The sequence below is a fragment of the Ellagibacter isourolithinifaciens genome, assembly GCF_008831035.1.
In the GTDB taxonomy this organism is placed as follows: domain Bacteria; phylum Actinomycetota; class Coriobacteriia; order Coriobacteriales; family Eggerthellaceae; genus Ellagibacter; species Ellagibacter isourolithinifaciens.
The window spans coordinates 43,431-55,019 of record NZ_WAJR01000003.1 but is presented as its reverse complement, the minus strand read 5'-3'; the positions used below and the strand labels follow the sequence as shown (position 1 = coordinate 55,019).

The window sequence follows — 11,589 nt, the reverse complement described above, 5'->3', positions numbered from 1 at the left end:
AAATGGCAGATCAGAAGTACGCACTGCTCGTAGACTACACGTACTACTCCGGTAACCATGCCGCCGAGATCGGCTGCAAAGAAGAGCTTGGCCTTCCTCTCGAACAGTTCGGTATCAAGGAAGTTCAGGTTGGTCCCTTCAAGAAGGGCGAAGGTAATGACGGCGACGCTTGGGAGTGGTTCTACATTCCTTGCCCGACGTCCATCTTCTCCGAGCATTGGGGAACCAATGGCGACAAGGCCGGCCAGCGTCCGCTCGCGGTGCAGGTCGACGAGTCCGCTTCGATGTACTACGGTACCGTCGAAGAGATGGTCGCTAAGATGGCAGAGTTCGATCGACCGATGGTTCTCTTCCAGCTGTAACTCTTTAGTGTGTTAAGATGTCCGTGGTCGCTAGGCGACTGGCGACCACGGCATCGTGCGATAGACCAATAAGGAGGGAAAACATGACCCGCGATGAATTTTTTGAGCTCGACGCTGCAGCAGCAGCTGCTGAGCTGAACGCAGGCCTCGAGGCTGGCAAGAGCAAGGACGAAGTCCTCGCCGATCATGGCATTGCTCAGGCTGACCTTATGAAGGCTCAGATCTTCTTCGTGAAGGACAAGTTCATTGCTCGCGCTTGGGGTGGATACACCTCTACGAAGCGTACCGGCAATGAAGCTGGCGACACCGCTAATGGCGTTGGCGACTCCGATCCTTCGAAGGGCTACAACGGCATCTAGTTCCCTCCAGGGGATGTTTTTCTAGGGGCCTGAATTAAGCTCGCTTAAGAACCTCTTCGTAAGAAGGGGTTCTTTTTTTTGTCCCGAAAATGCGGATGAAACGATTTCAGCCATACTGTTCCACTAGCTTCGACCTGCTCAAATGGCGATTTTCCAATGATAAGATACTTTCATCAGAAGAGTTATGCGTTTTCGCGCTACCTACTCAAGGAGGATTGCTTTCGATATGGCTATGACGAATGAAGAGGAAATTCGCGCTGAGGTTGAAGAGCTCGGGCGTCTTACGGAAGCTCAAGAAGATATTCTGTACAACATTGCTTTGAAGCAGGACGAGCTTGGCCGCGAGGCGACGAATATGTTGCTTGAGAAGGTTGTCGATAGTGAAATTTATCAGCCGATGATTGATCGCGAGATGCTGACCTACGAGGTCTTCAACAAGGGCGGGAAACATGAGATTGCCTGCTTGTATGTAACGCTCAAGGGCATGCGCTATTGCATCATGTTTGGCGATGAGATTTCTTCTCGTCGCCCGGTCGACCCCGCAGGCGTTCCTCGCAAGTAATCGCATTTTCCGAAAATGGCCCGGCACCCTCGCGTCGGGCCATTTTGCTATTTAATGGAGCGATGCGCTCAAACTGCTCAAACCGGGTAATTATGTATTATTTCGATTGGCATATCAGTCACGTATGTTGTTCGTAGTTGCTTTGAGGTGCGGGAATGGCAGACGGTCTTTTGGGAATTCCTCATATCGCCTACGCTAAGGCTCAGGTGAATCGTAACAAGTCGCTCGATGTTAGCAAGCTCGATGTGAGCTTTGGAGGTTTTACCTCTATGCCGCTCAATGACGGAATGGCGACAAGGGAGCAGGTCCTCTCGACTGAGGCGCGAATTCGTGAGCGCCGTGAGGCTGCTCTGCGAGCGCAGGCCTTGCAAGATGCCTGTACCTCAGACTCTCGTCATTTCGTCGACGATGCTGGTACGGACTGGGAATACGTCGTGTTGTCGGGGTCTTCGATCCGCATCGAGCGTTGCTCGCATGCGGAAGGCGAGGTTGCAATCCCCGATTCAATTGAGGGTTTGCCGGTTCACTCGCTAGCGCCCGATGCCTGCTCGAGCTTAGAAGATGTGACGTCGATCGTCGTACCAGAGGAAGTGCAGTTTATCGGGGGCTGCGCTTTCCGCTTCTGCAAGCGTTTGGAATGCGTTGTGCTGCCGCGCAACCTTGCCACTTTCGAGTCTGACTGGTTTCGTGGATGCCCTTCGCTTTCGAGGCTGCATATGCCGGGGCTTTTGGAAGAGGTTGGACCGAGCTTGTTCGACATTCCCCATCTCGAATACGTTGAGTTCGGCGCGGCGCTTTCCCGTGTTGAGCCAGGAACGTTCCAGAAGAGTCGGCTGATTGGAATATCAATCGATCCTGAAAATCCTTGGCTGCAGACCGATGGTGCTGCGATCTACTCGAAAGACGCCAAAACGCTCGTGGCGCTTGCGTGCCCCTTGCCTTCGTATGCCGTTGCGCCTTCGTGCACCACGATCGCGCGGAAGGCATTCAGTTCTTTCTGCAATCTCGTGCAGGTGGAGTTGCCGAGCAGCGTTGAGGTAATAGGCCCCTACGCTTTCGCCCGTACTGCGGTGCGGATATTCGAGGCGCCTTCCGCTTTGAGGGAAATAGGAGAGCGCGCGTTCTTCGCCTGTGCCTCCCTTGAAAGTGTCTCGCTCAACGAGAAGCTGCAGGTCATTGAGGCGGATGCGTTTAGTAATTCGGATATTTCAACCTTAAGGATTCCGAACAGCATTGTCGAAATCGGCTATCCCGTTGCTGCGCGAACAAAACTGGTTTACGCAGGCGAGGGTGCAACGTTTACACTGGAGCCCGGTTCGGAGCGGCTCATGCTCGACGAATCTGGCGCCCTCTATGAGCTTCAGGGCGATGGCATGAAACTGCTGTGTCTGTTCGATAGCGAGGCGAAGCGATTCGAGACGGCGGAAGGAACGACGGAGGTGGCCCCGGGGGCGCTGCTCAACCATGCCGAGCTCGAAGAGGTAGTGCTGCCCGAAGGCGTTCGCATTATCGGTGCCGCTGCATGCAAGGGCTGCCGGGCGCTGCGCCGTATTGCCATTCCCGAGGGAGTTGTCGAAATGGGCTCTGAGGCGCTCATGGACACGGCTCTTGAATCGCTTCATATCCCTGCTTCGCTTGAGAAGATCGGGGAGAACGCGCTTGTCACTTACAACGCGCACAACGGGAAGCGCCAGCCGACGCTTCGCGAGGTCACGGTGGCGCAGGGCAATGCTCGCTACGAGGAAAAGAACGGCATGCTGCTCGAGAAATGGAGCAACGGCAAAGCCCGCGTCGTGGTAAACACCGATTCTCGGGAATGCGTGAGAATCCCTGAGGAAGTCGTCGCCATTGCGCCGTACGCTTTCAACGGCGATAGGAGCATTCGCGAGCTCTACCTGTCCAATCGAATCAAGCTGGTGGGAATGCGCGGCCTTGCCTTCCAGTGCTTCATCGAGCTGATTCATATCGACCTTGAAGAGCCAATTGAAGATCATACCAGCTTTGACGTGCGCTTTCCCGAAATCGACCGGAGCGTCAAGCAAATCGAGCTTGCGTTCAGCGTCCCCGACCATGTGAGCGTTGAGGCTATTCTCGACCATTACGACGGATCGATTGTGAGCGGCTCGAGCTACGATGCGATGGTTGACGGCGGCATCGGTCTCTACGACCAGAGCAAGATGATCATCGCGCGGCTGAAAGACCCCGTTCTCATGACGCCTTCAAACAGGAGCATGTGCGATCGCGTGATGAGGAGCAATCTCGTCGACATCATCGTGCAGGCGGCGCGCCATGATGATCGGCAGGTCGTGGATGACATGCTTGATTTGGGCTATCTCACAAAAGATAATATCGATATCGTGGTAGAGCGCGCGGGTGATGTGCAGGATGCCGCGATGACGGGATACCTTCTTGAAGTGAAGCGCCGATTCTTCGGCAGCCAATTGATGGACTTCGATCTGTAAGGGGGCGGCATGTCGGAGCATGAGACGATAGCTGACGCGAAACTTGCGCGACGCGCGCGCGAAGACGAGCTCGCCCGGGACATCCTCGACGAATGTCGCGTTCAGCTCATGCTGAAGTTCCGTTTCCTGGACATGGCCCTTTGGCGGATGGAGAACGTACCGATTCGTGCGGGGGCGCGGTATCCGCTGACCACTGATGCGCGCCGTGTGGCGTTCGATCCGCCGCGTGTGATTGCGCGGTTCGAGGAGGGCTTCGACGAGCTCATCCGCGACTATCTGCATATGGTGATGCACTGCATCTTCCGCCACCCGTTCGATAAGGACCACCGAAATCGACAAGCTTGGAACCTGACGTGCGATATCATCGCCGAAAGCGTGGCGCTCGATATGTGCGCGGGGCGATTTTCCTCCCCGCAGGACGCCGAGCGGATTGAAGCGCTCGACAGGATAAAGATGCTGACGGGAAGCCTTCTTCCCAATAAAGTATATGCGCTGGTGAAGGGTATGGTTCTCACGCCTTCCGGACAGCAGCACCTCGGGATGGGCCGCTCGACGCTCAACGATTGGGTCGCACTGTTCGAGAGGGACGATCATTCGGCATGGCCGTCGAATGCCGATGAGGATTCGCCCGCTGAGCGTCGTGAGGCTCAGAAGCCGGAAGAGGTGAGCGAGCGCGATTCCGGCGAAGCACCCGAGTCCGATGACATGGAGCTTGAATCTGCTGGCGGTGCCGATGAGCCAACCGACACGGACGATAAAAGGGATGATTCGCAAACCGAACAGGCGGAAGATGCGGCGGACGATATCGACGATGCCGAGGATGGAGAAGGCGACAGCGCCGAGCCCGTTCCGCTGACCAGCGATGATGAGGAACGTGAGCATTCCGAGGACGACGAGGCTGAGCGGGAATGGGAGGAAATCTCGAAGGAGATCGAGATGAACCTCGAGACGTTCTCGAAGGAATGGGGCCGCGAATCGGACAGCCTGATGCAGCATCTGTCGGTGGCGAACCGCAAGGTGTACGACTACACGGAGTTTCTGCGCAAGTTCATGACGATGAACGAGGAGATGCTGCTCAACCAGGACGAATTCGACTACATCTACTACACCTACGGCATGGAGCTCTACGGGAACATGCCGCTTGTCGAGCCGCTCGAGTACAAGGAGACCGATCGGGTGCGCGAGTTTGTCATTGCTATCGATACGTCGGGATCGGTGCGGGGTGACTTGGTCCGTCGATTCATCCAGCACACGTTCGACATCCTGAAGGAGTCGGAAACCTATACGACTGAGGTCAACGTGCATATCGTGCAGTGCGACGCGCGCGTGCAGTCCGATACGCGGATCACCGATATCGGCGAGATCGACAAGCTCATGGAGGACTTCGTCATCAGGGGGTTCGGCGGGACCGACTTCCGTCCGGTGTTCGACTACGTCGAGACGCTGCGCGATCGCGGTGAGCTGGCCGAGATGAAGGGTCTTATCTATTTTACGGACGGCCTGGGGAGCTTTCCCGAAAAGCCGCCCGATTACGACACGGCGTTCGTATTCATGGACGAAGAGGGGCGTGACCTTCCGCCAGTGCCGCCCTGGGCGATGAAGGTCGTCATCGACGAGGCGGGCATCAATCGGTTCAAAAGCCAAGGCATCCGCTAGCTGCGGGCGCGTGAAAGGACGGGCACTATGAATATCGTCTCGGCGAAACAGCAGGTGAAAGACACCGTTGAGGCATACTTGAAGAGGGATGACGCGGGGCTGCTCTCGATTGCCTCTGTGCACCAGCGACCGATTTTCTTGGTGGGCGCGCCGGGAATCGGCAAGACCGCCATCATGGAGCAGGTCGCCCGCGAGCTGGGCATCGGCATCGTGTCGTACTCCATGACGCATCATACGCGCCAGAGCGCGCTCGGCCTTCCCCATATCGAGCATCGGGAATTCGAGGGGAAGGAATTCGATACATCCGAGTACACGATGTCGGAGATCATCGCGGCGATTTACGATTACATGGAGCGCACGGGGTTGCGTGAGGGCATCCTGTTCCTCGACGAGATCAACTGCGTTTCGGAGACGCTGTATCCCTCGATGCTCCAGTTCTTGCAGTTCAAGACGTTCGGCAAACACAAGGTGCCTGAAGGATGGGTCATCGTGTGCGCGGGCAACCCGCCCGAGTACAACCGCTCGGTGCACGAGTTCGACATCGTGACGCTTGACCGTTTGCGCGAAATCGATGTCGAGCCCGACTACGGCGCGTGGAAGACCTACGCTTCCGAAGCGGGTCTTCACCCTGCCGTGACCACGTTCCTCGAGGCGAAGAAGGACTGCTTCTACAAGGTCGAATCGCGGCCGGGCGGCGGTAAATCGTTCGTGACGGCCCGCGGTTGGGAGGATTTGGCGAAGGTCATCTCGCTGTATGAGCAGATGGGAAAGCCGGTGAACCGCGATTTGTTCGTGCAGTTCCTGCGCGACGACGACATTGCCGACCAGTTCACCGTGTACTACTCGCTGTTTGAGAAGTATCGCTCCGATTATCAGGTGGGGTCGATTCTTTCCGGCACTGCGACGCCGTCCATTAAAGATCGCGCGAAGGCAGCGCCCTTCGACGAGCGCATTGCGCTTCTTGGCCTGATGATCGATACGCTGTCGGCGGACTGCTCGAAGGCGCTCGATCAGGAGGGCATAGTTGTGACGCTTCGCGACTTGCTGCGCGAGACGAAGCCTGAGTTCCTCGCAGGTGCGAGCGTCGACGAGGCGCTTGCCCCTCGCGTGTCCGAACGCGAACGCAAGCTGGCGAGAAAGATAGAATCTGGCACCGCCTCGCGGAAGTTCATTCGAGAGGAGCGCTTGGTCATCGATTTGCTGAAAGGCTTTGCAGCGCAGTGCATGCTCGAGAAGGCGACCGAGGGCGATGTTGCGTTTCACGCTATCGAGCGCGCGTACAAAGCTGAGGTCTCGAAGATTTCGCCTTTGGTTGATGCCGCGGGCGAACGTATGAGCAACGCGTTCGACTTCATCGACGAGACGCTCAGCAGCCGCGAGATGCTCGTGTTTCTAGCCGAGCTCACCACGCGCAAGCCGACTACGCGCTTCATCTCCCATTATGGAAACGAGAAGTACTACGAGTACAACCAGGAGCTTCAGGTCGATGCGGCTCGCATGGGGCTCACCGAGCGGGTGAGCAAGCTTGCCGAGATCGATGCCTCGCTGGCAGAAGAGCGCGAGGTGGGCGAGCCCGGCGCGGTCGGGATGCGCGTCGGTTCGAAGCCAAAGGGCGAGCCGGGTGCGACGGCGGGCTCGCGCGGTGCGGCGCCTTCCTCGACATCTGCGGGCGGCGTGGCCGATAGCGGCGCGGCGATTTCCGCCCCTGCCGCTGTGGCCTCCGCGAGCGCACAGGGCTCGCAAAACGTGCCGGCGGAGATTCCTGCGGGCGCGCTTGCAAAGCACTATGGCGGGAAGCAGTTCGAGTACGGCTTCGCGAGCGTGTGCAAGATGCTCTTGCCGTGTGAGGAGCTCAAAGGCAAGAAGGTGCTCGACGTATGCTGCAGGCGCGGGCGCGGCGTATACAAGCTCAGCTCCCTGGTCGGCGATAGCGGCGAGGTGATGGGCGTCGATTGGAGCCCGTCGTATGTCGAAGAGGCGAAAGACGGCATGAGCCGCGCGTGGCACGAGAGCGGGCTTTCGCGCAACAACATGGAGTTCCGCGTCGCCTTCCCTGAAGACCTGATTGGCGCAGGCATCGGGTCGTCTGTCTACGATGCAATCTACGTGAATAACGTGATCACGCTTTTCTACGACCAGGAGCAGGCAATACGGGAATTTGGCCGTGTCTTGAAACCGGGCGGACTGCTGATTTTGGAGACCATCTTCGCGGACCGGCCGCGCACCGACTCGGTCGTGGACGAGGCACGCTCCATCGGAAACAGCGTGCAGGCCGCGCGAACCGAGCAGGAGAACTTCGCGTGGCTTGAGGCTGCGGGCTTTGAGGCGCCCTCTGTCAAAGAGTCCTTCGAGGTCGAGGCCGATCGCGGTTACAAGGCGGGGCATGTCGTGCCGAAGGTGGCAGGAGACGAAAACGTGAAGTTCACGGCTGTGTCGCTCTACGTTCGCAAGAAGCGCTAAACTTTGCGGCTAGGCGTCGTGCCTTGCAAAGGGAATGAGGCGCCTGCCAGGCTGCTGCGGCTTGGCAGGCGCCTTTCGCATAAAAAAGGGGGAAACAATGGCTGAAGTGCCTGTTGACAAGCGGTTTCGCGGGTCGGTTCGGCTGGTGACGCTGCTGTTGTGGCGCATCGCGAAGTCGACCAACGTGGAAGATGGCTTTCGTGCTGCGCGCGAGCTCAAGATGTTCGATGCCGAAAACGAAGCGTTCACGAGGCGCTGCTTTGCGCTCGACGCTCAGCTGGAGGCGGGCGAAGAGCTTGCGGAGCCTCTTACGATGGAGCTGGTCGACGAGCTCCAGGCGTGCGCCATCAGGCTGAACTCCGCCGATCCGGCGTAGCGCAGGCGGGGGTTCTCGGCAAGGCGGCCAGCAACGGGCGAGGCTTTTGCTTGTGGGTGTTTTGCCACCCGCAAGCTGGCGCGATCATTCCCCGAAGAGGCTTCGATCGACGGGCAACCCTTTTGTTCTTCCACCGATTCCCCAGGTCGTGTGCATATCGGCGGTTCGCGCTCCCTTCGACTGGGAACGGGCGCGGAACGTTTCGCAAAAGCCTTTGAATCCGCGCAGCAACGATTCGGTATCTGAGTGGTTCTCGGTTTGCAAGAACGCCTTGAGCGCGTCATAGACGTCATCGCTCGCCCTGCTGCGCAGGCGTGGCGCCTTCACGGCGAGCCATCCTCGCAAGGCGGCGTTCATGCTCGTGGCGTCATCGTCATCGTCCGCGAACAGGTTCTCGATGGGCTTCCAATACTGGTCATAGAGCCGCTCCTGCTCCTCGTATTCGACGTCGGAGAACAAGAGGTTCCTCGCAAGGTCCGCTGTGGTGAGCGGCATTCCTTTCGAGTTCAGGCTCTCGAACACCGTTTGGGGACAGTCGCTTTCCTCGACCTCGGCGGCGATGATGGTCAGCTGCTTGAGGCCTCGCCATATCGTTTCCGCATCAGATTCGGCTTGCAGGTAGCTTTTGAAACGCTGGTAGTTGGAGACGACGTTTTTCGACAGGTCGTCCTCCTCAGGAGGGTCGGTATGGTTGAGCACCGCGGTCATGGTCGCCCTGTCGAGCCGCGAGAGAGTCAGCTTCTCCTTGCGCGAAGCTTCCTCGGGATTGCGACCGTCCGCGAGGAGGAACCGCGCGCGAAGCTCGGCTGCGTCGGTTCCGTCTTCGAGGACCATTCCTTGCTCTTCCAGATAGTCGGCCAAAGCGGCGATGAGCAGCGAGATCGTTGCCGTGCGCTGCTGCCCGTCGATAATGTCGATCGCCTGTGTCTGCGCGCTTGCGAGCTCCGGGTCGGGCGAATAGAGCACCGTCCCAATGAAGTGCTCGCTTTGCGTCTCGCCCGCATGAGCGCAGTCGCGCCAAAGCGTCGCGCATTGCTTGTCGCTCCAGGTGTAGACGCGCTGGTAGACGGGAATGATGAAGTGCGTGTGCGGTGCCCCGAGGTAATCGAGGAAGGTGCGCTGCGTCGTTTTCATGCCATCTCTCCTAAAGTGTCGCGTCCGTGTTGCGCATCTCGGCACGTACCCGTTGCGCATATGCTTCGTCGTGGGCTTTCTGACGGGTGAACCCGCTGGTCAATGTGGGGGCGCCGTTAACGGCCCAATCCATGGTGCGGAACTTCTTTACCGCATGGTAGCGGTAGTTTTCCGCCCAGACGAAGCAGAAGTTGCGCAGCTCCCGCAACAGGTCCTCAGTCGTGCCGGTGTAGTCGTCCTCGACGTAGCGCTTGAAGATGCTGTACACCTCACTGGGCCCGTGCGCACGAACCTTTCGGAACCTTACCGAAAGCCATCCTTGGATTGCGTTGTCGAGTCGGAGGGAGCCAGGGTCGGGCACGAACAGGCTCTCGATGATGCTCCAGTACGTGTCGTAGAGATAGGTTTGCTGCGTGTGCGTTTCGGCGAGTAGAAGATAGTTTCTCACCAGGTCAGCGGTAGTAAGAGGTGCACCTTTGGAGTTCAAGCTCTCGAAGATCGGCTGCGCGCTCTCCGTTTTCTCGACTTCGGCGAAGATGACGGAAAGGAGGTTGAGCCCCTGCCAGAGCGTCTCGGCGTCGAAGTCGGGCTCGGCCATCTTCTCAGTGAAGAACGCGAGGTTGTGCGCGATGTTCTCGGAGGCGATATCGTCGGGCTTGGCGCCGAGCAGCGCGTCGAAGTAGGAGGCGCGGTCTCCTCGGGAGAGCACGAGCTTGCCGGGAAGACTCGAATTGCCGTCGAGCAAAAGGTAGCGCGCCTCGATTTCGTCTGCCGTGGTATGGGTGAGGGTGATGCCCGTGTTCTTCAGGTGGCGAACGAGCGCGACCAGGATAAGCGAAACGGTCGTCGTGCGCTGCTGGCCGTCCACGATGGAGAAACGGGCGTTGCCATTCTCGTCGTTGCGCTCGGGGGCGTAGAGGAGCGTTCCGACGAAGTGCTGCGAGGCGGACCGTGCGGCACGGAAAATGTCGAGCCAGAGCTCCTCGCATTGGCGGTGCTTCCACGAATATGCTCGCTGGTAAGGTGGAATGACGAATCGAGTTCGGGATGCGCCCACGATATCGAGCAAAAGCGCATTACTGGTTTGCATACGAACTCCTCAGATACGGTGGTGTGTCCTTTTGTTTAAGTATGCGGTGCGCGGGGGGTCCGCTTGGACGGTGCGGGAATTATGGGACGAATCGCACGGCTTTGTTATGGAACGGGCGTAAGCCTTCGCGCGGGCAGGCTGCCTTCCTTGGCGCCGGCGGCAAGCCTGCTTCCTGCCGAGGCGGCGCAGCTTGTTCGAAATGAGAGTGCAGCCGATATATGGGCGCTCGGGTATCATGGAACCGACGGGAGATGCGACGATTTGCAAGGAGGCCCTCTATGGCGATGGAGATGCTCAATGACGTTATGACTTCGACATACTTGGCAAGAATCGGATGGGAAGGCGACGCCCCGGTGACGAGGAAGACGCTCGACGGCTTGGTGTACGCGCATCAGTGCAGCATCCCGTTTGAGACTGCGGATTTGGTTGCGCTTGGGAAGACGCCCTCCCTTGAGATGAGCGACCTTTATCAAAAGATCGTTGTCGATCGTCATGGTGGATTTTGCTTCGAGCTGAACAAGATGTTCGAGCTGCTGCTCCGCTCGGTGGGATTTGAGGTGCGTCCCTGCCTCAGTCGAGCTGTACGCGGCAGGGAGGGGCGCATGCCGATCAACCATCGGGGCACGCTTGTTTTCCTCGATGGGGAGCTGCTTTCGGTCGACGTCGGGTTCGGCGGACCGCTTCCTGCAGGCTCCCTTGTCATCTGCGACGAGCGCGAGCAGACGGTTCGCGGTGAAGTCTACATTCCGCGCCGTATCGACGAGCACTGGTGGGCCATCGACCGGATTTCGCAGGCGAAGCGCGACTTATACGGCGACGAGGGCCCGTCGAGGCGTCAGACCGAGCTTGAGTTCTGTCTTGCCTCTGTTGAGGACATTGATTTTGCATCGCTGAGTTTGGCCTGCTCGCAGCCGGGGACCGTGTTCCGTGATACCGTGATGGCGAATATCCGCACGGCTTCCGGCTTCAAGAGCATCGGCCGCGGGGTGTTGAACGTGCGCGAGTCCGGCGCAAGTGAGAAGACGCCGCTCGAGGACGATTTTGCGGTTTCCGCGGCGCTTCGGGAACACTTCGGCTTCACGCCATATTGCGCTCGCTAGGAAGGTGTGGGACAATACCAAGGCGCAT

At 58.5% G+C, this 11,589-nt stretch carries 10 protein-coding genes; 8 read left to right on the top strand and 2 right to left on the bottom strand.

Annotated elements, in window-relative coordinates; genetic code table 11:
* The first annotated feature begins 2 nt into the window (after positions 1–2).
* The 7 genes from F8C90_RS02385 (at position 3) to F8C90_RS02355 (ending at position 8,237) form a co-directional block, all read left to right on the top strand.
* A complete protein-coding gene (locus F8C90_RS02385; protein WP_158048851.1) occupies positions 3–362 on the top strand; it encodes an oxidoreductase in 360 nt (119 codons plus the stop codon).
* A gap of 83 nt (positions 363–445) precedes the next feature.
* Entirely contained in the window at positions 446–721 is a 276-nt protein-coding gene (locus F8C90_RS02380; RefSeq protein WP_158048850.1) for a hypothetical protein, read from the top strand.
* Between the two features lie 226 nt (positions 722–947).
* Positions 948–1,283 (top strand): hypothetical protein, encoded by a 336-nt coding sequence (locus F8C90_RS02375; protein ID WP_158048849.1) that lies wholly within the window; start codon positions 948–950, stop codon positions 1,281–1,283.
* A gap of 155 nt (positions 1,284–1,438) precedes the next feature.
* Positions 1,439–3,745, top strand: a complete 2,307-nt coding sequence (locus F8C90_RS02370; protein WP_158048848.1) for a leucine-rich repeat domain-containing protein — start codon at positions 1,439–1,441, stop codon at positions 3,743–3,745.
* Between the two features lie 9 nt (positions 3,746–3,754).
* Positions 3,755–5,401: a vWA domain-containing protein gene (locus F8C90_RS02365; RefSeq protein WP_158048847.1), complete on the top strand. Its 1,647-nt coding sequence runs from the start codon at positions 3,755–3,757 to the stop codon at positions 5,399–5,401.
* A gap of 27 nt (positions 5,402–5,428) precedes the next feature.
* Positions 5,429–7,861 (top strand): methyltransferase domain-containing protein, encoded by a 2,433-nt coding sequence (locus F8C90_RS02360; RefSeq protein ID WP_158048846.1) that lies wholly within the window; start codon positions 5,429–5,431, stop codon positions 7,859–7,861.
* Between the two features lie 97 nt (positions 7,862–7,958).
* Positions 7,959–8,237 (top strand): hypothetical protein, encoded by a 279-nt coding sequence (locus F8C90_RS02355; protein ID WP_158048845.1) that lies wholly within the window; start codon positions 7,959–7,961, stop codon positions 8,235–8,237.
* Between the two features lie 84 nt (positions 8,238–8,321).
* On the opposite strand, the gene F8C90_RS02350 is transcribed toward F8C90_RS02355, so the two are convergent.
* Positions 8,322–9,371 carry a DUF262 domain-containing protein gene (locus F8C90_RS02350; RefSeq protein ID WP_170264499.1) on the bottom strand — a complete coding sequence of 350 codons (1,050 nt, stop codon included), beginning with the start codon at positions 9,369–9,371 and terminating at the stop codon, positions 8,322–8,324.
* A gap of 10 nt (positions 9,372–9,381) precedes the next feature.
* Positions 9,382–10,461, bottom strand: coding sequence for a DUF262 domain-containing protein (locus F8C90_RS02345; RefSeq protein ID WP_158048843.1), 1,080 nt, complete (start codon positions 10,459–10,461; stop codon positions 9,382–9,384).
* A 278-nt stretch (positions 10,462–10,739) separates the two neighbouring features.
* Here F8C90_RS02345 and F8C90_RS02340 point away from each other — a divergent pair, with 278 nt between their 5' ends.
* Positions 10,740–11,561 (top strand): arylamine N-acetyltransferase family protein, encoded by an 822-nt coding sequence (locus tag F8C90_RS02340; protein WP_170264498.1) that lies wholly within the window; start codon positions 10,740–10,742, stop codon positions 11,559–11,561.
* Positions 11,562–11,589 lie beyond the last annotated feature (28 nt).